A 25,063-nucleotide genomic window follows, 5' to 3' on the forward strand; every position below is an offset into this window, starting at 1 on the left:
CGGCGTTTTCACTTCTAACTGCCACATTTTCCGCCGTTTCCAGCCTCTCGCCCCACCCCACTCACACGCCTGCCCCGGAGTCCCCATGCCTGCCACTCCAAAACGTCTTTCCCACCTCCCCCGATTGCTTGCCCTCCTGGGCACCGTGGTGACCGCCACCCTGAGCCAAGCCGCTCCCCCCGCTGAACGCCTCGCCGAGCGGATCAAACCCGCCGATCTCGACGCCCAATCCGTCCTGATCCTGCACTACCACCGGCCCGACGGAGACTACGACCGCTGGAACGCCTGGGTCTGGACCGACTCGGGCGAAGGCAAGTCCTACGCCTTCGAGCAGGAGACCGACTTCGGCCGAGTCGCCATCATCCCCGTGGATCACCACCCCGACCGCTACGGCTTCATCGTCCGCCGGGGCAACTGGGTACTCAAAGACATCGACCGCGACCGCTTTGTCTCCCCCGACAAGACCAATACCAAACGCCGTGTCACCGAAGTCTGGGTCAACTCCGGCGACCCCGAGGTCTACGTGGATGGACAGGCCATCGACCTCTCGCCCAAACTCATCGCTGCGTTCCTCGATTCACCTAAGCAGCTCGCCTTGGCCAGCACCACGCCGCTCAAATCCCGTGATCTGATCGAAGCAGTTTTACAAACCGAAGCCGGCGACATCGCCCTGGGTTCGATCCAGCGATCTAAAACGCCGTCGCCCGGTTCGGTCGCCTACACCGTCCGGCTCAAATCGGAAGTCGACGCCGCAAGCCTCAACGCCCCGCTCACCCTCGCCATCCCCGACTACGACCCGATGACCGTCTACGCCCGGGCCGTGCTCGACGATCCTTCGCTTGCGCCGCTCGATGTTGAACTCGGGCCCGTGACCAACGCCGAGCAAACCACGTTCACGACGTGGTCGCCCGTCGCCTCGTCGGTTGACCTCCTGATTTACGAAGACGGCATCGACAGCAAACCTTCGCAAACCCTTGCGCTGGAACGAAAATCGGACCACGGCGTCTGGCAAGCGACCGTGGCCGGCGATCTGCACAACGTGCCTTACCAGTTCCGCTTCACGTCCTACGGCCAGCAGCGCACCGTGGCCGACATCCACTGCAAAGCCGCTCTGCCCGGCAGCGACTTCTCGGTCGCCGTCGATCTCGACCGCACCAACCCCGAGGGCTGGGACACGCATCAACCGCCCCGCCTCGCCCAGCCCACCGATGAAGTCATCTACGAAATCCACGTCCGAGATTTCAGCATGACCGATCCCAATACCCCGGAACATCATAAAGGTAAGTATCTGGGACTAATCACGCCCGGCGTCACGGAACCCGGCGAAGAAAGCGTCACCACCGGCATCGCCCACCTCAAAGAACTCGGCGTCACCGCGGTGCACCTCCTGCCGATCCACGACTTCGGCAACGACCGCCACAACTACAACTGGGGCTACTGGACCAGCCTGTTCAACGTCCCCGAGTCCGACTATTCCACCACCCCCGACGACCCGGCCAACACCATCCGCGAACTCAAGACCGCGATCAAAGTCCTTCAGGACAGCGATATCCGCGTGATCCTCGACGTCGTGTACAACCACACCTCGAGCAGCTTCGAGTACTCGCCGTTCGACCAAACCATCCCCAACTACTTCTTCCGCACCAACCCGGACGGCAGCCTCCGCAACGACGCGGGTGTGGGCAATTCAGTGGCGGATGAACGGCTGATGGTCCGCAAATACATCGTGGACTCGCTGAAGTACTGGGTCACGGAATATAAAATCGATGGCGTGCGTTTCGACCTTCTGGGCACGCACCACCCCGAAACCGTACAAAACATTTCGGACGAGCTGTATGCCCTGCGTCCGGACCTGACGATCTACGGCGAGCCGTGGACCGGCGGCGGCCCGATCTACTTCGGCAAGGGCGCTCAGCGCGGTATGGGTGTGGCGGTGTTCAACGACCACCTGCGCAACGCGGTCCGCGGCGACCTCGACGGCACCGCCACGGGGTTCGCCACCGGGCCCAACGGCGACACCCACGCGATCCGCAACGGCGTCGCCGGGGCGATCGACGACTTCTCCGATTCGCCGACCGAGAGCATCAACTACGTCTCTGCCCACGACAACCGCACGCTCTGGGACAAGATCGAGTACACCCACCCCAACGCCAGCGAAGAAGAAAAACGCGCGATGCACAAGCTGAGCCTCGGCATCGTGCTCACCAGCCAGGGCATCCCGTTCCTGCACGGCGGCGTCGACATGGCCCGCACCAAAGGCGGTCACCACAACTCCTACAACCAGGGCGATGAAGTCAACGCGTTCGGCTGGGACCGCAAGGAGCAATACCGCGACGTCCACGAGTACGTGGCCGGCCTGATCGAGTTGCGTCGCGAGCACCCTGCGCTGCGTTTGACCACGCGGGCCCAAGTCCGCAACAACCTGAAGTTCCTGAAAAACACGCCGGAAGGTGTCGTGGCCTACACGCTCAACGGCCAGAACGTCGGCGACGATTGGGACAAAATCCTGATCATCTACAACGGCCAACCCACCGCCGAAAGCGTCAAGCTCCCGCCCGCCGCTTGGCGGGTTGTGGTCGATGCCCATACCGCGGGCACCGAAACACTGGCCGAAGCCCGTGGCAATCAGGAACTGCCGCCCTACTCGATGATGGTGCTGCACCAGTAACACGGGTCGGCTGAATCATTCGGTTTTCAAAGAGGGAGTTTCAGACTCCCCGCCGCACCTCGATCCCCGTCCGTCTCCGGATGCGGGGCACGCTGTGGCATACGTGGTGCGGCGGGTGGGAGCTTGTTCGCCACAGATTTCACAGATTTCGCGGATTCAAGACAAGCAGCATCCACAGATAAGCACGATAAACATGATGAAAGCCAATTTATCAATCATGCTTATCGTGCCTATCTGTGGATTCATCGCTTTAATCAATCTGCTTCATCTGCGAAATCTGCGGCAAAACAAAACATCCCGAATCCAAACCCACGACCGCCTTCCCGTCACGGCTCCGACCCATGGGGTTCCCGGCAAGGTGGTACCCATGGCATCGCCACGTCCGCTCGGGCCATCAGCCCGGAGTCCTCGGGTATGGGCGTGCTTGGCGCCTTGCCTGTGCAACCTTCACACCTGGAATGCCACCGAGGTCCGACACTAGGGGACGAGGCGAATATTCGGTGCGCACGCACACGTCGTTATTACCCATGGCGTCGATGTAAGCGAGGCATTGACACCGCGATAAATTTTTTGGTGCTGTCCTGTTTTATGTTGGCGACGAGTGTCACCTTGTGCGCATATACGTGCCGTAGTACCGTTCGGCCGTGTAATTAAACGGACTGGAACGCCGCCTGCAGCTTGATTCAATCGTGATCCCAACACGACGCTTTCCAAGCATTCGGCGGCCCCGTGCCAGACGACCGTGGGCTTATCGCACGCAAGTTTGTCGCTCTTATGAAACATGCCGAGGGTAAAGGAAATTCCCGAGGCTTAACCCGACATATTCAACTGCAGGATGCTACGATTTGGTGTTCCAGGCCATCCTATGGTCAGCGCTATGCCTTCCAGTATCACGAATCAGTTTTTCGCCTTTAACGCCAAGCTTCGCAAGTGGACGCGGACGCCCCGTAACTGGACCAAAAAGCCAGTCATCGGCACGCTGGCTTTTACCTTGGGGTGGGTCTACCACGGCTGGATGACTCTGGTGTGGTGGACCAGCCGGGTTGACGTCACGGGGTTGGACGAAATCGAGCGGTCGCTGGACGAGGAGCGCGGGGTGGTTGCCGCGTTGTATCACGAGAGCATCCTGATCGGGCCGTACACCGTCCGGCACCTCAATTCGATCACCATCGTGAACCGCTCGGAGTCGGGCAACCTGATCGCGGGCATCCTCCGCCGTATGAATTTCACCGTGATCCGGGGCGGTTCGTCGCGCGGCAAGTCGCGCCACAAGGAAGTCATGGGCGACCTGGCCGCCCGTCTCAAGCAGGAACGCCGCGAACCGGTGTTCATCGCGGTCGATGGTTCGCACGGCCCGGCCCGCGTCGTGAAGCCCGGCATCGTCGCGCTGGCCAAACGGGTCGATGCGCCGCTGTTTATTTTTCACGGCGCGTCGAGTCTCGCGGTCCGGCTGCCGTCGTGGGACCGCACACTGATCCCCCTGCCCTTCTCTCGGATCATCGTGAGATTCCACGGCCCCATCGAACCCCGTGAAGCGGGTCGACGCATCCCCACGGAAGTGCTTCATCAACGGATGCAGCATGAGATCGACCAACTGGTCCAGCAGACCTCCGAGGACCTGAAGGCCAAGCGATAGATTGATCTTGCAGACCAGCAATTAAGGTTTGGTTGAGATCAGCCGTTCTTGTCGGGATCGACTTGTGCGCCGGGGCCAAACGTGATGGCGTTTTTGCCTTGCTGTTTGGATTGCATGGCCATGGTGTCGGCGGCTTCGAGCAGGTCTTCGGGGGTGCGGCCGTCCCAGGGGAAGCCGGCGAGGCCGCCGGAGATGGTGAGGGTGCCGTGGGCCTTATCCAGGAGCTTGGGGAAGCGGTGGTCGCAGACGGCTTTCTGGAAACGCTTGGCGGCGTTGAGCACGTCGTCGGGGTGCTTGGAGTGGGCTTTGCGCGGCTCTTCGCCGGCGTCCCAGAAGATGACGGCGAACTCGTCGCCGCCGATGCGGGCGACCACGTCGTGTTCGCGGACAGAAGACTTCATGAGGTTGGCGACGCCGACGAGGATTTCGTCGCCCGCGGCGTGGCCGTAGGCGTCGTTGTAGAGCTTGAAGTCGTCGATGTCGAAGAGCAGCAGCGTGACCTGTTGTCGGCCGGCGGCGGCGCGGTCGAGGATCTTCTTGAGGAAGTGGTTGAAGTAGCGCCGGTTCCACACGCCGGTGAGCTCGTCCTTCATCGCCAGATCGCGGAGGCGGTTGAACTGCGCTTCGAGGCGGAGCCAGTGGACGAGCCAGTCGGCCCAGACGGTGAGCTGCGGGCCGGCGTCGGGATCGGAGCTGGTGAGGCAGCCGAAGGTCTGGTCGCACTGGGCGACGGGTGCGGAGCTGTTGGCGAAGCCTTCGGGGACCTGGTTGGCGGGGTAGAAGTTGACGTCGGACAGGCCGGACTGGGCGCGGATCATGGCCAGGGCTGTGGACTTCATGCCGCCCTCGCCGCGGAGGATGAGGTTGACCAGGTCGGTGTCGCCGAGGCTGGCGTCGCCGGACTGATCGGAGGGCTGCGAGGTGATCGGCGTGACCGGCGGCGGGTCCTGCATGTCGGGCGGCAGCGCGGCATCGAGGGTGGCCTGGTAGGACGGCGGGTTGATCGCTTCCTGCAGCGCCGCGGTGCCGGGCCGCTGGTTGGATCGGTCGGCAGTGGGCGTGGCGGGGCCGAGGTCGAGGGTGGACAGGTCGTGGGGGTCGGCGCGGCGGAGCGCGGGTTCACGCGTCTCGCTGGCCGGGACCGGCAGGTCGAGCGCCTGGGCGAGGACCGAGAGCTCGGGGTCGCTGGGCAGGGCGTAATCGAAGCCGGCCTCGAGGGCGAGGCGGGCGTCTTCGTCCTCGGCACGGGCGTGGGGGTGGCCCGAGGCGGCGGGTTGGATCAGGATCAGCCGGGCGTGGGGCGCGAGCTTGCGGAGCGACTCGGCGGTGGAGGCGGCCATGCCCGAGAGGGCGCGGACCGGGCCGAGCACGGCGGCGAGGTCGGTACGGGCGGCTTCGCCCAGGGCGCTGAGGAAGCTGGGCACGCGTAGGACTTTTTCGGGCAGCGGCTTGGGCGATTGGGGATCGCTAGCCAGCGCGGCGTCCACGAGCGTCTGGATCTGGTCGGCCAGTTCGGGGTTGCCGACCACGACGATCGGGTTCGGGGCCGCGAGGGGGTCCAGAAACACAGGTTCGAGCCCATCGCCGGGGGCGGCAGGGGACGGGTGACCGGCGGAGGTCCGCGGGGGATTCCGGGGGTCGGAACGGGATGTGCGCTGGCCCGGGGTGGGCACGGGGCTACTCTCTTTCTCCGTCGGGATGGCGCGAATCGGGGCTGATCCCCAGCTTGGCCTTGTTTTGGGCGTCTGCTGACGGGTCCCCCGCCGGGTCGTTTCCGGGGGCAGGGGCGGGATCGGGGCCGAGCAGCATCGCCAACTCTTCCTCGCTGACCAACGGCCCCTGGTCCTGGGGCTGCGGGTCGTCAACTTGTACCACCAGCGACCTCAGCCGTTGGCGTGCTCCTTTTACGCGGCCGGGCTCGGCCGAGATCGAGGAATCGTGTTCTGAATTATGGTTTGTATTGGCACCCGAGTCCACAAAATCTTGCGTGGAGATCGTGACCGTGCGGTCGAACGATGGGATCGCCGGGTCTGGGGCTTCGGCGGGTTTTTCGAGGGGTGGGTCCAGGGCATCCAGGAGCGGTCGGCCCTCGGGGCCGTGGGCCTGGTAACGCCAGCAACGCACCGCGGGGTAGTACGCGGCGATGGCGGCCCGCAGCTCGTCGACCCGGGGCTGCTGCTGCGGCTCGACCACCACGACCGACAGGTCGGGCGTCGGGGGCGTGGGCTGGTCGCGGGGCGCGTCTTGTGGCTCGGGTTTCACGGCGAGCTCGAGCATCACCCGCGGCGGTTGGCGGACGATCACGATGTCCAGCCCGCGGCGGTCGAGCGCCCCGACCAGGCTCGACGGGACCGCGCTCGACTCCCCAACGAGGAGCACGCAACGCGGAACAGCTTGTGCATTGGCGGGCGACCCCGACGGTTGTTGCATCGCTGTAGTTTAGCTTATGGGACGCGGCGCGAGGGGTGGATGTTGGGGGCTTGGGGGAAACTCTCAGCGTGGGAGAGGGGCTCGGTGTCTTAGAAGTGGATCGGGCGTAGGGGGAAAACCCGGGAATGAAATGGAGCAAACCGAAAAGCTCCGCTACAGTGACCCAAGTCAAAGTGCGATTGGGATTTGTTTCATGATGCTACCGCTCCCCACCCTTGCTGCCGGCGCTCTCTCTTACGAGCAGATCACGGTGTTCCTGCTCGCTTTCGGCGTGCTGCTGGGCACAGCCCGGCTGTTCGGGGAGATCGCGCGGAAGTTCGGCCAGCCGACCGTGCTGGGCGAGATCCTGGCGGGTGTCGTGCTGGGCGCGACCGTCCTGGGCAACCCCGCGATCCTCGGCGAGGACGGGGTGAACGTTCAGTTTTATGAGTGGTTGTTTCCGACGTATGAGTTGGAAGCGGATGGGGACCCGGTTGAGTACATCACGTTAGATCAGGCCGATGTTGAGTCGGACAACATCCGTTCGAGCGCTATCGAAACAGATCCGCCGACCTACACGCTGGATGAACGCGATGTCGCGGGTGCAAAACAAAAATACGACGGCGGCTTCCTCTCGATGTCCATGTTCCTCAACCTCGCAGCGGTGTTCCTGCTGCTGGTCGCGGGGCTCGAGGTCGATTTGTCGATCGTGTGGAAGCAGGGCAAGGCGGCGCTGTGGGTCAGTTTGATGGGGATGGTCGTGCCGTTCGCGTTTGGCTTCGGGCTGGCGTACGCGATCCCCGAAGTCATCGGCTACGACCCCGCGTCCGATCTGCAGTTCCCGTTTGCGCTATTCCTGGGCATCGCGATGTCGATCACCGCCCTGCCCGTGATCGCGAAGATCCTGATGGACCTGAACATGTTCCGCTCAGACATGGGCATGCTCATCATGAGCTCGGCGATGGTCAACGACCTGCTCGGCTGGGTGGGCTTTGCGATGGTGTTGGCGCTTGTCGCGGGAGCCGCCACCGTTGGGGCGGACGCGGCCGGTGCGGCGGCCGGTGGCAGCGCGACGACCGACCTCTTGGTCACCGTCGGCTGGACGCTGCTGTTTGTCGGCGGCATGCTCACGGTGGGGCGTTGGCTGATCCACAAGGTGCTGCCGACGATCCAGGCCAACACGTCCTGGCCGGGCGGGGTGCTGGGCTTCGTGCTCACGGTGGCGTTGATCAGCGCCGCGGCGACCGAGGCGATCGGCATCCACTCGATCTTCGGGGCGTTTATCGCCGGCGTCGCCATCGGCGACTCGAAGCACCTGCGGGCCAAGACGCGCGAGACGATCGAGCAGTTCATCAACAACATCTTCGCCCCTCTGTTCTTCGCGGGCATCGGCCTGCGGGTGAACTTCATCGAGGGCTTTGACTTCGCGGCGGTCGCCATCGTGCTGGTCATCGCGATCCTGGGCAAGGTCATCGGCTGCTACTTCGGGGCGCTCTGGGCTGGCCTGTCCAAACGGGAGTCGGCGGCGATCGGCATGGGCATGTCCGCCCGCGGCGCGATGGAGATCATCCTCGGCCAGCTCGCGTTGAACCACGGCCTGATCACCGAAAAACTCTTCGTCGCCATCGTCGTCATGGCGATCGCGACCTCGCTCATCGCCGGGCCCGCGATGCAGGTCATCCTGCGTCAGAAACAGAAGCGCCGCCTCGAAGCGTTCCTCAGCGACAAGAACTTCGCCGGCCAGCTCAAGAGCTCGACCCGCAAGGCCGCGATCCGGGAACTCTCGGAAATCGCGGCGGCCTCCAGCGGGCTGGGCGTTGAACAGATCAACCACGAGGTCTGGCAGCGCGAGCTGATGATGTCCACGGGCCTGCCCCACGGCGTCGCGGTCCCGCACGCCCGGATGGCGGGGCTGGACAAGCCCATCGTGGTGATCGGCCAGTCCAATGCCGGGGTCGACTTCGACTCGTCCGACGGCCAACTCGCGGAGATCATCTGCCTGATCCTCACCCCCGAGGAAGACGGCGAGGTCCAGCTCGAACTCCTCTCGGCCGTCGCGGAAGCGTTCTCCACCGAGGGGGCCCGGCGGGAATGCCTCGAAGCGGTTAACTTCACGGAGTTCAAAGCCGCTTTGATCACCAACACCGACCACCACGCCGCGCACTGATTCGATCCCGCCCGGCGTCCCGCGACTACTCCATGACCCCATCCCCCACCGCCTCGAAAAAGCTCAAGAAGGACCTGGGCCTTTGGGACGTCTACGCGATCAGCACCGGCGCGATGTTCAGCTCGGGCTTCTTCCTGCTGCCCGGGTTGGCCACGGCGTACGCGGGGCCCAGCACGGTGCTGGCCTATCTCGTCGCGGGGTTCCTGATGATCCCGGCGATGCTGAGCATGAGCGAGCTCTCCACCGCCCTGCCCCGTGCGGGCGGAACCTACTACTTCCTGGACCGCAGCCTCGGCCCGGGCGCGGGCACCATCGGCGGGCTGGGCACCTGGCTCGCGCTCGTCCTCAAGTCGGCCTTCGCGCTGCTGGGCATGGGGGCGTATCTCGCGATCGCGCCCGGCGTCGCATCGTTCCTGCCGGGCGATCCGGCGCTGCAGCTGTGGGTGATCAAGGGCCTGGCCGTGGCGCTCACGGTGGGCTTCGCGGCGCTCAACATCTTCGGCGCAAAAGAAACGACACGGCTGCAGGGCTTCCTCGTCATCGCGCTGCTCAGCGTGCTGTCGTTCTTCGTCGTGATCGGCCTGGGACACGTGCTGTTCAATGTCTCGGGCGATGAGATCAAGCAGCAGTACACGCCATTCATGTCGCAGGAAAAAGGCCTGAGCGGGTTCTTCGCGACCGTGGGTTTGGTCTTCGTCTCCTACGCGGGCCTGACGAAGGTCGCCAGCGTGAGCGAAGAAGTGAAACGCCCCGAGCGCAACCTGCCGCTGGGCATGATCCTGTCGCTGACCACCGCCACGACGATCTACGTCATCGGCGTGTTCATCATCATCGCCACGGTCGACAACGAACCGCTCAAGACCGACTACACCCCCGTCGCCACCTCGGCGGCGCAGTTTTTCGACTGGCTGCCCGGGCAGACGGGGCTGATCATGATCGTCATCGCGGCGCTCGCGGCGTTTGCCTCCACGGGCAACGCGGGCATCCTCTCGGCCAGCCGATACCCGCTGGCCATGGGGCGCGACCGCTTGCTCCCCGCGAAGTTCAACGAGCTCGGCCGGTTCGGCACGCCGACACTCGGCATCGTGGTCACCGCGGGGCTCATGATCTTCTTCATCCTCGCGCTCTCGGCCGAGGGCGTGGCTAAGGTCGCCAGCGCGTTCAACCTGTTCGTGTTCGGGCTGATGAACGTCTCGGTCATCGTGATGCGCGAGAGCAAGATCGAGAGCTACGACCCCGGCTTCCGCAGCCCGTTCTACCCGTGGACGCAATTGCTGGGCGTGGCCATCGCCGCAGGGCTGATCATGGAGATGGGCCCGGTGGCGGTGATCGCCTCGTTCATCCTCGGCAGCCTCGGCGCGGCGTGGTACTGGTACTACGCCCGCAACAAGGTCGTCCGCGACGGCGCGATCTACCATGTGTTCTCGCGCCTGGGCCAACGACGATTCGAAGAGCTCGACCGCGAGTTCCGGCAGATCATCAAGGAGAAGGGCCTGCGGGAGAACGACCCGTTCAACGACCTGGTCGCCCGGGCGGGCCTGATCGACGCGGCCCCGGGGTCGACCTACGACCAGATCGCCGACGAGGCCGCCAACTACCTCGCCCGGCAGGACGGGGCGCTGAGCTACGAGGAGACCCGCCAGCGCATCGCCGACCCATACCACGACCCCAACACCGTGCTCAGCCACCAGGCCATGCTCCCGCACTTCCGGCTCAAGGGGCTGCAGGAGCCCGAGCTCGTCCTGGTGCGGTGCAGCACGGGCCTGGCGATTCCCGTCAACCCCAAGCCCTTGCCCGAGAAAGCGGACGCCGACGCCGCCACCCGGCGGGTCCAACGCCGTGAAGAGGAACAACGCGAACGCCAGAGCGAGGCCCCCGATGAGGTCACCGTCCGCGCGATCTTCTTCCTCATCAGCCCTGGCGATGCGCCGGGCCTGCACCTGCGTGTCCTCGCGCAGATCGCCACCCGCCTGGAGTCCGAGGGGTTCATGGAATCCTGGTGCACCGCCCCCAACGAGCAGAAGCTCAAGGAAACGCTGCTGCACCACGAGCGCTACGTCGCGATCCGCATCCAGTCCAACGCCCCCAGCGGCGCGTTGCTAGGCACCGTGCTGGCCGACTTCGATCTGCCCGACGACACGCTGGTCGCGATGATCCACCGCGACGGCCGCACCGTCGCGCCCCACGGCCGGATGATCCTCCAGGAGCAGGACCGCTTGACCATCATCGGGGACACCGAAGGCATCGCCAAACTCCGCGACCGCTTCGGCGGCGATGGGGAAAGTCTGGACTACCTGCTGCCGGACGCGACGGGCTAAGAGTCGGTTACACTGGCACCCGTCTGCTCCCCGACTCACGCCCGGAACATGTTGCCTATGTCACTGCTTGCGGCCGGACCGCTCGAAGTATCGGAAATCACCCGCCTGCTTCTGGCGATGGCGGTGCTGCTGGGGCTCGCTCGGTTCATGGGCGAACTCGCCCGGCAGTTCGGACAACCCACCGTGCTCGGCGAGATCCTCGCGGGCATCCTCCTCGGGCAGACCGTCTTCGGCGCGATCATGCCGGGCAGCTACGAGTGGCTTTTCCCGAGCAACCCCGAGAGCGCGATCGCGGTGGCCGAGGAAGGCTTTATCGTGATGTCCGCCACGCTGCTGCTGCTCGTGGTCGGGCTCGAGGTCGACCTTTCGACCGTGTGGCGGCAGGGCAAGGCGATGGTGCTGGTCTCGGCCTTCGGCATCGTGATCCCGATGGGGATCGGCTCGTCGCTGGGGTGGTTTGCGCCCGACATACTGGGCGGTGTTGAAGACAACATGAAGGTGCCGTTCGCGATCTTCGTGGGGATCGCGCTATCGATTACCGCCCTGCCCGTGATCGCGAAAATCCTGATGGACCTGAACCTGGCCAAGTCGGACATGGGCATGCTGGTGATCAGCTCGGCGATGCTCAACGACCTGGTCGGCTGGATCGGGTTTGCGGTGGTGCTGGCGCTCCTTCCCGCGGCCGCCCCTGAGGTCGTCGAGGGCGTGGTCCATGCTGCGGAGCACGCGGTCGAGGCCACCGGCGGGGGCGACGTGGCCATCACCATCGTGCTGACGCTGCTATTCCTGGCGTTCATGCTGACCGTGGGACGTTTCCTCGCCCACAAAGCGATGCCCTACATCCAGTCGCGGTGGAGCTACCCCGGCGGCGTGTTGGGCTTCGTGTTTGTGATCGCCCTGCTGTGTGCGGCGTTGACCGAGCACCTGGGCATCCACTCGATCTTCGGGGCGTTCATCGCCGGCGTCGCCATCGGCGACTCGCACCACCTGCGCGAACGCACCCGCGACACGATCCACCAATTTGTGACCAACATCTTCGCCCCGATCTTCTTTGCGTCCATCGGACTGCGGATCAACTTCGTGCAGGCCTTCGACCCCGCCGCGGTGTTCCTGGTGTTCACCGTGGCGATGATCGGCAAGGTCGGCGGCTGCTACTTCGGGGCCAAGATCGCGGGCCTCTCGAAACGCGAGTCGTGGGGCGTGGGCTTCGGCATGGCGGCGCAGGGCGCAGTCGGCATCATCCTCGGCACCCTCGCTCAGCAGGCCGGGCTGATCTCCGAAGAACTGCTGGTCGCCATCGTCATCATGGCGCTCGGCACCTCGCTCATCGCCGGGCCCGCGATGCAGAAGGTCCTGCAACTCAAAACTCAGAAGCAGCTCCACACCGTACTCAGCGACAAGCACATCATCATCGACAGCCCCGCCAAGACGATCCACGCGGTGCTGGGCGAACTGTCCAAACGAGCGGCGGAGGTCACGGCGATCACCGACGACAAGCTCATCTTCCGCGAGGTCTGGTCACGCGAGCAGGTCATGCATACCGCCCTGCCCAACGGCCTTGCGGTGCCGCACGCCCGCCTGCCCGAGCTGGGCAAGCCCCACGTGTTCATCGCCCGCAGCCGGGACGGCATCGACTTCGACGCGGCCGACGGCCAACTCTCCCGACTGATCTGCCTGATCCTCACCCCCACCGAGCAGCCCGACACGCAGATCGAGATGCTGGCGTTGATCGCCAAGGCGTTCGAGTCGGCGGACGTCCGCGCCCGGTGCATGGCCGCGAAGAGCCCCGCAGAGTTCCGTGCGGTGTTGAACCAAGCGGCGAGCGACGCCGGGGCCGACCTCACGCCGCACGACTCGGCGACGTTGGGGATGGAGTGAGGTTTAGGCGCTAGGCGCTCGGGATTAGGCGCTAGGAAATGATGGCGAGCGAAGAACGCTACCCGCGATTTCCTAGCGCCTAACGCCTAATCCCTAGCGCCTACCCTCACCCCGCCTCGAAGAACCGGTTGTTGGTGCCGCCCGGGCCGATCATCGCCTTGACCGGGGACCCGCACTTGGGGCAGCGGCCTTCGTAGGCGTCGCCCCGGCGGTTGCGGTACACCCGGCTATAGACCGAGCAGCAGCGCCACTTCACCGACAGCCACGGCCGGTTCTGGAATGAGGGCGGCGTCGAGCTGGCCTGGGGCTCGGTTTTGAGCCCGTCGATCTCCACGATGAAATCCGGCGAATCGCGATTCATACCTCACTTTTTCGGCGAACCACCCGGCCGAGCGCAAGTTAATCCAGAAAAAATATCTCCGAAATCCCGCCTTTGCCCTTCACTCCCCCGATCGTCCTGCCGATGGGGCCAAAACAGGGCAATAACCTCGCCTCCGTGGGCAGATTTATTTGAAAGGCAGGCATCCGGTGGGATTACCCAAGACCTCAATCAGCACCCCCAAAGAGTCCATCCGCTTGTCGGATGCCGCTTGGAACAGCATCGTCGAAAAGCTCAACGAGCACGGCTCCCGTGCCCTGTCTCAAGTCGATCCCAACCAGGGCATCCACGACCGCAGACGCTTCACCATCGTGAGCCGCTGCGTGATCCGACTCAAACGAGACGGCAACCCCGCCTCGATCTTGCAGGTGCGTACCCGCAACCTCTCGCAAGGCGGGTTGGCCTTCTTCGGCGGCAACTACGTCTTCCCCGAAACGCCCTGCCACCTAGCGCTCATGGACCGCGAAGGCAACGGCCAACTGATCTCCGGCAGGGTGCGTTGGTGCCGACACATCGACGGCAACCTCCACGAGTGCGGCGTGGAGTTCGATGAACGGATCGACGTCGAGCAGTTCCTCGATCCCGAAGTTACACCCTGCGATTAATCTTGATACAGCCCGTGTTCCTGGATGTAGTCGGCAACGCCGGGATGCACCCAGCCGTCTAAAGACTGTCCCGCCGCGACGCGTTCGCGCACCGCAGTCGAGCTGACGTCGGTGATGGGCACCTCGACGACACGCTGCCGCCAATCCTCGGGCAGGTCGCGCGGCGTCTCGGGCGGCCGCATCATCACCACGGGCTCGGCCAACTCGATCACCCGCTCCCACTGGTACCACTTCTCGAAGATCGCCACCTGGTCCGTCCCGATGAGCAGCCGCATCTCGGCGTCGGGGTGGAGGCGTTGCTTGAGCGCTTCGAGGGTGTCCACGGTGTAGCTCGGCCGACCGTCCGCGACACGGTCCAGCTCGTCGGTCAGCACTAAGATATGGGGTTCTTCCGCCAACGCTAGCCGCAGCATCGCCAAGCGGTGGGCGGGGTCGGTCTGTTGCTTGTCGAGCTTGTGCGGGGCTTTGCCCGCGGGGATGTAGGCCACCACGTCCGCACCGATCGCTGAGGCCACCCGTCGCGGCAGGTCCACGTGGGCCACGTGCGGCGGGTCGAAGCTGCCACCGAAGATCAGCAGGCGGCGATAGGGCGTGAGATCGGGAGACGCGGATTCGGGCATCACGAAATGGTAACGGCTGCGAGCCCACCGTATCATGCACCGATGCAAGTCATCCTCGATGAACAGACGGTCGAACTCGACGGGCCCAGCCTGGGCGAGCTGCTGCACGCGGCCCGCAAGCGGCTGGCTGACGGCGGCCGGGTCGTGGTCGAGATCGCGGTGGACGGCCACAAACTCGACGACAAGCAGATCACTGATCGCCAGGGCGAAGACGTGAGTGCGATGTCGGTCGCCTTCACCTCGGCCGACCCCAAGGCTCTGGCGGTCGAAACGCTGGAACAGGTGCGCAGCCGACTCACCGACGCCGAGGAAGACCAGAAGGAAGCCGCCGACCTGCTCCAACGCGATCAGAAGCAGAACGCGTTGCAAAAAGTCGGCTCGTCGATCGAGGCCTGGCTCCAGGTCCAACAAGCCGTCCTACAGTCCACTGTGTTGCTGGGCATCAACCTGGACGACCTCTCGGTCGACGGCGAGCCCGCCCACGCCCTGACGACCCAGGCCGTCGAACGGCTCAACGACGTCAAGGAATTCATCCAGGCCGACGACACCGTCGCCCTGGCCGACTCGCTCGAATACGAGTGGCCCGAAACCACCGCCAAGTGGCACACGCTGATTGATGAACTGATCAAAGCCATCACCGCCTGAACCCGCACAACCATGCCTACCCTCGACCACCCCACCCTCGAATTCATCAAGGCCGACTTCACCCAGGACGGCAAGCGCCAACTCTTCGCCACCGAGTTCCGCGGCCTGACCACGATCGTCGTTGGCAAGGACGACCTGCACGACCTGCTGGCGTTCCTCAAGACCGACGAGCGTTGCCAGTACGACTTCCTCAGCGACATCGCGGGCATCGACTACCTCAACTACCCCCGCAACAAGGACGACCAGGCCCCCGCCGGACGTTTCGCGGTGGTGTACAACCTCGAGTCGACCACGAACAACACCCGGCTGATCATCAAGGTGTTGCTCGATCCGACGCTCGACACCAAGGGCATCGAAGACGACCCCGCGCTGCACCTGCCGACCTGCACCGACCTCTGGGCCGGGGCCGAGTGGCTTGAGCGTGAGGTGTTCGACATGCTGGGCATCCGTTTCGACGGCCACCCCGACCTCCGCCGCATCCTCACCTGGGAAAGCTACCCCGCCCACCCCCACCGCAAGGACTACCCCGTGCGTGGACGCGGCGAGCGCGAGGACTACCGCGTGGTGGAGCGCGACGACGCATGATGTTTTTATCCACAGATTTGCAGGATTAATATGATGACAAGGCAAGAAGTAGCCACTTGCTACTCTCGTCTTTATCCATCATCTTCATCGTGTAATTCTGTGGATCAACACTGCCTTGTCGGCTTCTTACTCACACAGATTCTTTCGTTAGCGCCGATGCCACCAACGACTCGAGCCGCGACAGCGTCCGATCGACCTGGGCCCGGATCAGGTTGTAAGGCAACAGCGTGATCAACGCGACCACCAACCCCGCGGCCGTTGTGATCAGCGCCTCGGCAATCCCGCGGCCCACGAGCGAAGGGTCGCGGGTGGTGGACTGTTCGCCCAGGACTTCGAAGCTGTCAATGATGCCCAGCACCGTGCCGAGGATGCCCAGCATCGGGGCGGCGGTGATGATCGTCGAAAGGATCGGCAGGAAACGTTCGAGTCGGCGGCGCTGGGCCTCGAGCGCATCGGTCGCGGCGGCCTCGGTGACTTTCTCATCGAGCAAGCGTCGCACGGTGTCGCCGTAGACGCTGGCGTCGGTGTCGGCGAGTTGCTTGGCGCCGTCTTGGTCGCCGGCCCGGAGGCGTTTGCCCATCGTCTGCACCCGGTCCAGCCGGCCCGGGGCGTTGGTCCGCAGGAAGAACGCCCCGCGTTCGAGCAGCAACGCCACCGCCAGCACGCTCAGCGCCAGGATCGGCCACATTACCACGCCGCCCCGATCGATCAGGTCGGCCGCTCCGGCCCAGATTGCGATGGTCTGCACTTCAAACATCCGCTCAGGATAACAGAGTCGGCCCGTCGATTAATCCCGCCGATCACTCGGCTTGCGTTAGAATGCAGCTATTCATGATCCGTTCTCCGTTCCGCACCGCCTGATACCCGCGAGACCCACCCATGGCCGAAGAACCCGACACCTACGAACTGGTTGACCCCGACGACGACCCGCAGCCGTCAGCCGAGGAGGCGGCCCCGGCCAAGCCGCCCAAGCCCATCACCCCCGAGCCCGAAACGTTCGACCTGGAAGAGCCGGAATTCAACGACCCGCGGGCCAAGAACACCGCGTCGCGTCCGCCCAAGCCGCCGGTGAACCCCACGCCGGACGTCGAGGACGATCAGCCCGAAGAACCGGTTGCCGTCAGCCCCGCCCGCGCCCAGGCCAACCGTGAAGAGCAGCGCATCCGCGCTGCCCAGGAGCAGGCCGAAACGGATGCCCGCAAAAAGAAAATGATCTTCCTTGTCGTCGGCTCGATCGTCGGTTTGGTGATCGCCGGATTGATCGTCATGAAGATTCTGGGCTGAGCCTGTTTCGGCTCCGACAACTCCGCAAAGTAAAAACGGCCCGACGCAAAGTCGGGCCGTTTTACATGGTGTTCAGCTCTATGCGGTCGGGACTACTCAGTCCGTCTCGAGGTCGTCGGCATTGACCACACGCACCGTGGTCATCTGGTCGCCCTTGCGGATCGCGTCGACAACGTTCTGGCCCTGAATCACCCGGCCGAACACGGCGTGTTTGCCGTTGAGGTGGGGCGTGGCGCGGTGGGTGATGAAGAACTGGCTGCCGTTGGTGTTTTTGCCGGCGTTGGCCATGCTCAGGATGCCCGGGCCGTCGTGCTTGAGGTCGAGGGCGGATTGTTCGTCGTCCCATTTGTAGCCCGGGCCGCCGCGGCCGGTGCCCGTGGGGTCGCCGCCCTGGATCATGAAGTCGGGGATGACGCGGTGGAAGGTGATGCCGTCGTAGAACTCGGCATCGGCGAGGTTCTTGAAGTTGGCGACGGTCAACGGCGCGTCGTCGGTGTAGAGCTCGAGGATGATCCGGCCCTTGGTGGTTTCGAACACGGCGTAGAGGGCCTGGCCCTTGACCGCCTCGGCGTCTTCCTGGGTGGGCGGGCCGGCCTTGAACGCCTCGGCCGAGGGCCGCTCGCGATCGGCGGCCGCTTCGCCGGCGAGGCCGGGGTGGGCGAGCGTGCTCTGCATCGAGATGAACAGCAGCAGGCTCAGGACCGCGAGGGTGAGTAACAAACGTGGCAACATCAAACAACTCCGTGTAGTGATACCGAGAAACGAATCGCGTTCACCAGAACGCTCGGGCGGCCTCCATGCCGCCCGCGATGGTTACAATCGGCCCGATGCCATCCGACTCTCCAAACTCCGCCCCCAATCCGTCCGCCGACCACGACCAGACGCTGTACCTCATCGACGGCCACGCCCAGATGTTCCGCGCCTACCACGCCATCCGCGGCGGCATGACCAGCCCTATCACCGGCGAACCCACCAACGCCACCTTCGCCTTCGCCGGGCTGCTGCTTAAATTGTTCACGCAGTACAAGCCCCGCTACGTCGCCATGGCGATCGACAGCAAGGGCGACACGTTCCGCCACTCGATCTACCCCGAGTACAAGGCCAACCGCGGCGACCCGCCGGAGGACTTCGCGCCGCAGATCCCGCGCATGATCGAGGTCGCCGAGCTGATGGGCATCCCCGTCCTGGCGGTGCCCGGCGACGAGGCGGACGACATCATGGCCACCCTCGCCGTCCGCCTAACGTCCGAAGACGACCAGACCAAAGTCCGCCTCGTCGCCAAGGACAAAGACCTCGAACAGGTCATGTCCGACCGCGTCACACTCTTCGATGCCCACACCGATGTCGAGTTCGACATCCCCGCCCTCCAGGAAAAGCGCGGCATCACCCCCGAGCAGGTCATCGACTACCAGACCCTCCTGGGCGACAGCACCGACAACATCCCCGGCGTCAAAGGCATCGGCCCGAAGACCGCCAGCAAACTCCTCGACCAGTTCGGTAGTGTCGTGAACTTGCTGGACAACCTCGACCAGCTCAAGGGCAAGCAGAAAGAGAACCTCGAAAACGCCAAGGCCGACGGCAGCATCGACGTGACCCGCCAACTCGTCACGCTCAAACGCGACACCGAGATCGACTTCGAGATGGATCACGCCAAGGTGGACCTGTCGAAGATCGATGCGGCGAAGCTCGACGAGTTGTTCCAGCAACTCGGGTTCAACCGTCACCGGGCCGACCTGAAGAAACTTGTGGCGGTGCCCGAACCGAAGAAGGCCAAACCCGCGAAGAAGGAATCGACCGCGGGCATGGGCGGGTTGTTCGATCAGCCCGCCGACGACGAGGGCGAAGACGACACCGCCGCGACGACGCGCCTGCTCGACGAGATCGACGGCGACTACTCCGCCATCACGACCAAGAAACAGCTCGCCGACCTCGTGAAGACACTGAAGAAGCAGCCCATCATCGCCGTGGACACCGAAACCGTCGGCCTGGGTCACACCGCCGAGCTGTGCGGGATTTGCCTCGCGTGGGAGACCGGCAAGGCGGTGTACGTGCCGACCAAATCGCCCGAGCCGAAGGATCACCTCGATCAGGACACCGTGATCGAAGCGTTGCGTCCGGTGTTCGAAGACGCGTCGCTGCCCAAGGTCGGCCACAACATCAAGTACGACTGGCTCGTCCTAAAGCACGCCGGGGTCGAGCTCAAGGGTGTTACGTTTGACACGATGATCGCGGCGTTTCTGTGCGGGGCGCCAGGTCTGGGGATGGATCACCTGGCGTTGTCCGAGTTCGGCCGAACAATGGTGCCGATCAGCCGACTCATCGGCGAGAAGCCGCGCCGCAAAGCCGACCCGCCGCAGAAGACCATGGATCAGGTCCCGCTGGACCTCTGCACCGCGTACTCCGCGGAGGACGCGGATGTGACCTTGCAGTTGTACGAACTCTTCCGGGGTCGGCTGGACGAGTTCGAGATGACCGACCTCGCGGCCGAGGTCGAGATGCCGCTGGTCGAAGTGCTTTCCACCATGGAAGCGAACGGCATCCGCGTCGATCCCAACGAGCTCGACCGGCAGAAGGCCGAGCTCGAGGTGCGCATCGAAGAGCTGCGGGCCCAGGTACTCGACGCCGCGCGAGTCGACTTCAACCCCGACAGCCCCAAACAGCTCGGCGATGTGCTGTTCAACCAGCTCGGCTTCCCCGTGCAGAAGAAGACCAAAACCGGCTACTCCACCGACGCCGAGGTGTTGGAGAAGCTCGCCGACCTGCCCGCGGATGAGCTCGAAAAAGTCGCCGAGCACGCCCGGCCGATCCCCAAGCTCATCGTCGAATACCGCATGCTCACCAAGTTGGTCGGCACGTACTTCGGCAACCTCGTCGAAGCGATCTCGTCCAAAGACGACCGTATCCACGCCAGCTTCCACCAGACCGGCGCCGCGACGGGCCGACTGAGTTCATCCAACCCCAACCTGCAGAACATCCCCATCCGCACCGAGGTCGGCAGGCGCATCCGCAAGGCGTTCGTCGCCGAGCAAGACCACATCCTCATCGCGGCCGACTACTCGCAGATCGAGCTGCGCATGCTCGCCCACCTCTCGGAAGACCCCGCGCTCATCGAAGCGTTCCGGGAAGACCGCGACATCCACACCGCCGTCGCCGCGCAGGTCTACGGCGTCGGCCTCGACGATGTCACCAGCGAGCAACGCGGCCACGCCAAGACGATCAACTTCGGCATCATCTACGGCGTCACGCCCTTCGGCCTGGCCCGCCGCATCGAAGGCCTCGACATGGCCGGGGCGACCAAGCTCATCGACGACTACAAGACCACATACGCCGGGATCAACCGCTTCCTCGACGACTGCGTCGAGCAGGCCGTGGCCCAAGGGTACGTCACCACCATCCTCGGCCGACGCCGCTGGATCGACCAGGTCAACTCGTCGAACCCCAACCAGCGTGCCCTAGGCGAACGCCTCGCGATCAACTCCGTCGTTCAAGGCAGCGCCGCCGACCTCATCAAGGTCGCCATGGTTAATCTCCACCGCACGCTGCTCGACGACAGCGTGCCCGCCAAAATGCTGCTGCAGATCCACGACGAACTCGTCATCGAATGCCCCGCCTCCGAACAAGACGCGGTGTCGAAGGTCGTCGTCGACGCGATGGAGTCGGCGATGCAGCTCAAAGTTCCTCTCAAAGTCGAACCCGGCATCGGCACGGATTGGTTTGAGGCGAAATGAGTAATTAGGCTATAAGTTCAATCCAGAATTTTTTTGGCCCGACCAATATTTTCTGGCAAAACCCCGAGGCTCGAATCACATCGCACAAAACTCGATTAATGACCTTTGAATTGTGCTTCCGAAAGGTCATCTAAGATCGCATACCTTTCGATATCTGAGTGCACAAAGAGCCATGTCGTTATCTCTGCTCCACGCGGCACTTCTGTGCGTATCTTCCGAGTGCGAACGGATAGCAGAGGAGTCATCCAGTCATGATTAAAGTCACTGATCTGAAACGCGTGATTCATTTCTGCAATCATGCGTTCAAGCCCGTACAGTTCGCGCCAAGTCGATGTAACTACCAGTTTGGCTTGAGCAAACTGGACCAACTCTTTGACAAGTTCAATCTTCTCAGAATTGAAACGAAATGATTTTGGACTGGGCGGCCCATCGGACAGGCGAATCACTCCATCAAAATCTAAAAAGACAATCTTCAAGCTCGTTACCTGCCAGCAACCAAGGAAGTGTTCATCCCCATTAGGCGATATAAGTGATTTTGGCTTACCCCAACTGTGCCAGGATGTCCTGCGTCAGTTCCCAGAACCTTGTCTCGCGGAAGGGGGTGGCGGTGCCGGGGGCGCTGCCGTGGCGTTGGGTGTGGTGGTTCCAGTGGGACTGGGCGTCGAAAAGCTTGTGGCGGGTGGCCTCGGCGTCGGCGGGGTTTTTGCTCGACTGGTAGCGGCGGAAGGCCACGAGGCCCGCGAGCAGATCACGCAGCGCTTCGAAGAGCGACTCGGTGTAGAGCAGGCCGTTGACGAGCTTTTCGAGTTGCCGGTTCGGGTTTTCGGAGAGCAGGACCTGCAGGTCGTGCCGGGCGTTGGCGATGCTGCGGACCGCGGATTCTTTCTCGGCCACGACGTCGTCGAGTTGGTCTTCCTTGAGGCGCTGCACCATGCGCCAGGCCGAGGCGGCGTCGAGGACGTCGTCCTGGATCCAGTCGGCGGCGGGGTGCCAGGGGCTGGCCTTGTCCTTGGCGAAGGGGCCGATGTAGAACGCCTGGCGGACCATCTCCGGGGAGTCTTCGAGGATGCGGACCAACACGTCCGCCGTCTCGGGGTTCTCGACGCCCAGGCGTTCGGTCACCCAGTCCCGCGCGAGCTGGGTCGGATCGAGGTCGAAGTCATCCGCCAGGCGGGACACGGCGTAGGCGTTGGCGTCGATCCAGGCCTCGTCTTTCACGAACGGCCCGCCCCACCCGCCGCCGCGCACCCAAGCGAACACGCCCACGACGTTCGCTTCGCGTGACGCATCGGCCAGGCCACGCACCAACGAACGATCGGCGGTCTCGGGGTAGCCGTCACGCCAGAGCGGCACCTGCCAATTGGGGACGCCGCCCTTGCCTTCGAACTCGCGCTGGCATTGCAGCTCGTAGATGATCGGCCGACCCCCACAGGCGAGGCTCGCGTCGTTCCACGGCTGATAGCGCCAGAAGTCGGTCTGCGTGAACTTGAAGGACAGGACAAAGCGGTCGTCCTCGGGCTCGCCGGGCAGGCGGTCGACGATGCGTCCGACCAGCTCGGCCGAGTCGTGCATGCCGTTGGGCCGAACGTTCCACGCGCGGGCGATGAGGCGTTTGTTGTGTTTCTCTACGACGGTCTGGTGGGCCTGCTTGAGGACGTGGACCACGCGGTCGGCCCGGCCGAACTGGCTGCAGCGTGGGCAGTGCGGGCTGTAGATGTCGTTGCCCATGAGGTGGGGCAGACGCTGGGCGTCGGTATCGCCGAAGCGCAGCACGATGCCCGCGATGTCGGGCCACCGGCGGATCATCGCGTCGAGCCCGTCGAACGAGAGCTTGAACGCGGCATCGGATGCCGGGCAGAGGCTGTCGGGTCGGTTCTTGCAGGTCAGGCCGGAGATGTTGCGTTGGACCTGGTCACGGGCCAGGACCATGACGTCGTAGAAGAGGTAGACATCCAGTCCCGCGGCACGGCTTTCCTCGATCGTGCGGGTGACGCCGTCGATGGTCTGCTGCACGAACCGGCGGAGTTCGCCGTCGAGGATGGCATCGGGGTTGGGCACGCCGGACAAGCCTGTCGTTTCGAACAGGACACGGGAGTCGAACCCCAAGGCCTTGAGCTCAACCGGATCGAGGTAGCGCGATTCGACGTCGGGCTCGCCGGGGTTTTTAATCGTCGTAGCGAGTTTGAACATAGATTGTCTTGATTCGTGAGTCGAGGCCGGAGTACTGCAGGCAGGTCAATGCATGATAGTAGATTGGCTACGACAGGTGGTATCTCATTCCACTGAAGCTTTTTTATCCGTATCCCAGACGGTCCAGGTCGTCTTCATCCAGACCGAAATGGTGCCCGATCTCGTGCAGCAGCGTGATGTGGATCTGCCGCTGGAGTTCGGCGTCGTAGGACGCCCCCTGCTCACTCGCGATCTCTTGGGCCAACCGCTGGATCGGGCCGCGAAACAGCATGATCTGCCCGGGCATGTCGAACCCCTGCTCGACGCTCTGCTCGGTGTAGGGGGTCGCGTCGTGGAGACCGCAGAGCTCGTCGTCGGGCTGCATGCCCAGGCTCTTGAGCAGGTCGGCCGTGGGCTCGTCGTCCACGATCAACGGCACCTCCTCGAGCAGCTCCAGCAGGTGTTCGGGCAGCGACTCCACCTGGGTGTCGAGTAGCCGATCGAATTCGTCGCGTTGCTGCCGGGAGACCATGACGACCAGTGTAGCCGCCCCGCCCTCAAGCTCCCGCAGCCAGCACGTACAATGCTTCCGCATGCCCGACGACCGCCCCCATTTTTTCGACCACACGCCCGACACCCTCGGCGAGCTGTTTCAGACCTGGGGCCTGGCCCGCTTCCGCGCGAAGCAGGTGATGGACTGGGTTTACGCCAAGGGCGTCGCCGACCCGCAGCAGATGACCAACCTCGCGGCCAAGGACCGGGACCTCTTGGCCGAGAAGATGCGTTTCCTCGACGGCGCGGTCATCCAGCACCAGCGGGCCACCGACGGCACGCAGAAACTCTTGGTCGACTGGTCGCTCGACGCCCGGGCGTCCCACACTGGCACCTCGCTCACCGTGCTCGGCTCAAGCGAAACCCAGACCGAGTGCGTCATGATCCCATCGACCAGCCAGAAGTCGGGCCGGACCCGCCGGACCGCGTGCATCTCCAGCCAGGTCGGCTGTCCGGTGGGTTGCAAGTTCTGCGCCTCGGGCCTCGGCGGGCTCGACGGCAACCTCACCACCGGCCAGATCGTCCAGCAGGCGTGGCAACTCAGCTGGGAGTTGGGAGATGGGGATTGGGAAGTGGGGAACAACAAGGCGGTCGTCCCTAAATCCAAAACCCCAAATCCTAAATCCCAAAACATCTCCAACATCGTCTTCATGGGTATGGGTGAACCGATGGCGAACCTGCGCAACGTGCTGCCAGCTGTGCGCACCCTTGCCGCCGACTGGGGCATGGGTTTGTCTGCCCGCAAGATCACCGTCAGCACGGTCGGCGTCCCCGCAGGCATCCGCAAACTCGCCGACCTCGAGCTGCCCGTCACCCTCGCGATCAGCCTGCACGCCCCCAACGATGAGATCCGCAAACGCATCATCCCCTGGGCCGAGTTCGTCAGCATCGAGCAGCTCACCGACGCCGGCCGCGACTACTTCAACAAGACCGGCCGGGAGATCACCCTCGAGTACATCCTCCTGGGCGGCCTCAACGACCAGCCCGAACACGCCCACGAACTCGTCGGCGTCACCCGCAAGCTCCGCAGCAACGTCAACCTCATCCGCTACAACGAAGTCGCCGGCCTGCCCTTCCTCCGCCCTTCCGACGGCGACGTCCACACCTTCCAAAACATCCTGCAGCAGGCGGGCGTCAACACGCACATTCGAGCCAGCCGCGGCCGCGATATCGCCGCGGCGTGTGGCCAGTTGCGGCACGAAGCGACCAACGTGTAAAATGCCCCGTCCCTGGTCGCGTAGCTCAGTTGGATAGAGCGGCTGTTTCCGGAGCAGCAGGTCGCAGGTTCGAGCCCTGCCGCGATCATTCCTCATTCATCGAAAACGTGAACCGCGAAGGCGCGAAGGACGCGAAGGGATTCCCTTTCGTGTTTTATTTTGGTTCCAGGATTTGTCGGATTGCCTTCGTATCCTTCGCGCCT

Annotated in this window: 20 protein-coding genes and 1 tRNA gene; 12 read left to right on the top strand and 9 right to left on the bottom strand. The window is 64.0% G+C overall.

Translation table 11 applies throughout. From position 1 onward, the window contains the following. The first annotated feature begins 85 nt into the window (after positions 1–85). On the top strand, positions 86–2,668 hold the full coding sequence (gene pulA, locus HNQ40_RS01050) for a type I pullulanase (protein WP_184675509.1): 2,583 nt from the start codon (positions 86–88) through the stop codon (positions 2,666–2,668). 877 nt (positions 2,669–3,545) lie between these two features. Next, positions 3,546–4,304 carry a lysophospholipid acyltransferase family protein gene (locus HNQ40_RS01055; RefSeq protein ID WP_184675511.1) on the top strand — a complete coding sequence of 253 codons (759 nt, stop codon included), beginning with the start codon at positions 3,546–3,548 and terminating at the stop codon, positions 4,302–4,304. A gap of 38 nt (positions 4,305–4,342) precedes the next feature. Here the strand turns inward: HNQ40_RS01055 and HNQ40_RS01060 are convergent, their stop codons facing one another. Further along, positions 4,343–5,872 (bottom strand): GGDEF domain-containing protein, encoded by a 1,530-nt coding sequence (locus HNQ40_RS01060; protein WP_184675513.1) that lies wholly within the window; start codon positions 5,870–5,872, stop codon positions 4,343–4,345. Between the two features lie 109 nt (positions 5,873–5,981). Further along, positions 5,982–6,734 (bottom strand): hypothetical protein, encoded by a 753-nt coding sequence (locus HNQ40_RS01065; RefSeq protein ID WP_184675515.1) that lies wholly within the window; start codon positions 6,732–6,734, stop codon positions 5,982–5,984. 193 nt (positions 6,735–6,927) lie between these two features. On the opposite strand from HNQ40_RS01065, the gene HNQ40_RS01070 reads away from it, so the two are divergent. Genes HNQ40_RS01070 through HNQ40_RS01080 form a run of 3 tightly spaced genes read left to right on the top strand, consistent with a single transcriptional unit; the run spans position 6,928 to position 13,076 of the window. Then, complete coding sequence (locus HNQ40_RS01070; protein WP_184675517.1) at positions 6,928–8,880, top strand: cation:proton antiporter domain-containing protein; 1,953 nt, start codon at positions 6,928–6,930, stop codon at positions 8,878–8,880. A gap of 32 nt (positions 8,881–8,912) precedes the next feature. After that, positions 8,913–11,198: an amino acid permease gene (locus HNQ40_RS01075; RefSeq protein WP_184675519.1), complete on the top strand. Its 2,286-nt coding sequence runs from the start codon at positions 8,913–8,915 to the stop codon at positions 11,196–11,198. A 57-nt stretch (positions 11,199–11,255) separates the two neighbouring features. Further along, entirely contained in the window at positions 11,256–13,076 is a 1,821-nt protein-coding gene (locus HNQ40_RS01080) for a cation:proton antiporter domain-containing protein (RefSeq protein WP_184675521.1), read from the top strand. A 106-nt stretch (positions 13,077–13,182) separates the two neighbouring features. Here the strand turns inward: HNQ40_RS01080 and HNQ40_RS01085 are convergent, their stop codons facing one another. Then, a complete protein-coding gene (locus HNQ40_RS01085; RefSeq protein ID WP_184679294.1) occupies positions 13,183–13,437 on the bottom strand; it encodes a hypothetical protein in 255 nt (84 codons plus the stop codon). Positions 13,438–13,652: 215 nt separating this feature from the next. Between HNQ40_RS01085 and HNQ40_RS01090 the strand changes: the two genes are divergently transcribed. After that, positions 13,653–14,060, top strand: a complete 408-nt coding sequence (locus HNQ40_RS01090; protein WP_184675523.1) for a PilZ domain-containing protein — start codon at positions 13,653–13,655, stop codon at positions 14,058–14,060. Here HNQ40_RS01090 and nadD read toward each other — a convergent pair. Further along, positions 14,057–14,680 (bottom strand): nicotinate (nicotinamide) nucleotide adenylyltransferase, encoded by a 624-nt coding sequence (gene nadD / locus HNQ40_RS01095; RefSeq protein ID WP_184675525.1) that lies wholly within the window; start codon positions 14,678–14,680, stop codon positions 14,057–14,059. The genes HNQ40_RS01090 and nadD overlap by 4 nt on opposite strands. 42 nt (positions 14,681–14,722) lie before the next feature. On the opposite strand from nadD, the gene HNQ40_RS01100 reads away from it, so the two are divergent. Together HNQ40_RS01100 and HNQ40_RS01105 are read left to right on the top strand one after the other, a co-directional pair. Beyond that, positions 14,723–15,325, top strand: a complete 603-nt coding sequence (locus HNQ40_RS01100) for a hypothetical protein (RefSeq protein ID WP_184675528.1) — start codon at positions 14,723–14,725, stop codon at positions 15,323–15,325. 12 nt (positions 15,326–15,337) lie between these two features. Then, complete coding sequence (locus HNQ40_RS01105) at positions 15,338–15,910, top strand: NADH-quinone oxidoreductase subunit C (RefSeq protein WP_184675531.1); 573 nt, start codon at positions 15,338–15,340, stop codon at positions 15,908–15,910. A gap of 130 nt (positions 15,911–16,040) precedes the next feature. Here HNQ40_RS01105 and HNQ40_RS01110 read toward each other — a convergent pair whose 3' ends face one another. Next, positions 16,041–16,667 carry a MotA/TolQ/ExbB proton channel family protein gene (locus tag HNQ40_RS01110; protein WP_184675533.1) on the bottom strand — a complete coding sequence of 209 codons (627 nt, stop codon included), beginning with the start codon at positions 16,665–16,667 and terminating at the stop codon, positions 16,041–16,043. A 122-nt stretch (positions 16,668–16,789) separates the two neighbouring features. Between HNQ40_RS01110 and HNQ40_RS01115 the strand changes: the two genes are divergently transcribed. Next, positions 16,790–17,194 (top strand): hypothetical protein, encoded by a 405-nt coding sequence (locus tag HNQ40_RS01115; protein ID WP_184675535.1) that lies wholly within the window; start codon positions 16,790–16,792, stop codon positions 17,192–17,194. A 96-nt stretch (positions 17,195–17,290) separates the two neighbouring features. Here the strand turns inward: HNQ40_RS01115 and HNQ40_RS01120 are convergent, their stop codons facing one another. Continuing rightward, on the bottom strand, positions 17,291–17,926 hold the full coding sequence (locus HNQ40_RS01120; RefSeq protein ID WP_315852755.1) for a peptidylprolyl isomerase: 636 nt from the start codon (positions 17,924–17,926) through the stop codon (positions 17,291–17,293). A 95-nt stretch (positions 17,927–18,021) separates the two neighbouring features. On the opposite strand from HNQ40_RS01120, the gene polA reads away from it, so the two are divergent. Further along, positions 18,022–20,922 (top strand): DNA polymerase I, encoded by a 2,901-nt coding sequence (polA, locus tag HNQ40_RS01125; protein ID WP_184675537.1) that lies wholly within the window; start codon positions 18,022–18,024, stop codon positions 20,920–20,922. Positions 20,923–21,017: 95 nt separating this feature from the next. On the opposite strand, the gene HNQ40_RS01130 is transcribed toward polA, so the two are convergent. The 3 genes from HNQ40_RS01130 to HNQ40_RS01140 all read right to left on the bottom strand — a co-directional run bounded on the left by HNQ40_RS01130 (position 21,018) and on the right by HNQ40_RS01140 (position 23,686). After that, on the bottom strand, positions 21,018–21,398 hold the full coding sequence (locus tag HNQ40_RS01130; protein WP_184675539.1) for an HAD domain-containing protein: 381 nt from the start codon (positions 21,396–21,398) through the stop codon (positions 21,018–21,020). Positions 21,399–21,462: 64 nt separating this feature from the next. Then, on the bottom strand, positions 21,463–23,112 hold the full coding sequence (locus tag HNQ40_RS01135; protein WP_184675541.1) for a hypothetical protein: 1,650 nt from the start codon (positions 23,110–23,112) through the stop codon (positions 21,463–21,465). A 103-nt stretch (positions 23,113–23,215) separates the two neighbouring features. Next, positions 23,216–23,686, bottom strand: coding sequence for a metallopeptidase family protein (locus tag HNQ40_RS01140; RefSeq protein ID WP_184675543.1), 471 nt, complete (start codon positions 23,684–23,686; stop codon positions 23,216–23,218). Here HNQ40_RS01140 and rlmN point away from each other — a divergent pair. Together rlmN and HNQ40_RS01150 are read left to right on the top strand one after the other, a co-directional pair. Continuing rightward, positions 23,685–24,860: a 23S rRNA (adenine(2503)-C(2))-methyltransferase RlmN gene (rlmN, locus tag HNQ40_RS01145; protein WP_184675545.1), complete on the top strand. Its 1,176-nt coding sequence runs from the start codon at positions 23,685–23,687 to the stop codon at positions 24,858–24,860. The genes HNQ40_RS01140 and rlmN overlap by 2 nt on opposite strands. A gap of 14 nt (positions 24,861–24,874) precedes the next feature. Beyond that, positions 24,875–24,948 (top strand) — tRNA-Arg (locus tag HNQ40_RS01150). Positions 24,949–25,063 lie beyond the last annotated feature (115 nt).

This window comes from Algisphaera agarilytica, from assembly GCF_014207595.1.
Taxonomy (GTDB): Bacteria; Planctomycetota; Phycisphaerae; order Phycisphaerales; family Phycisphaeraceae; genus Algisphaera; species Algisphaera agarilytica.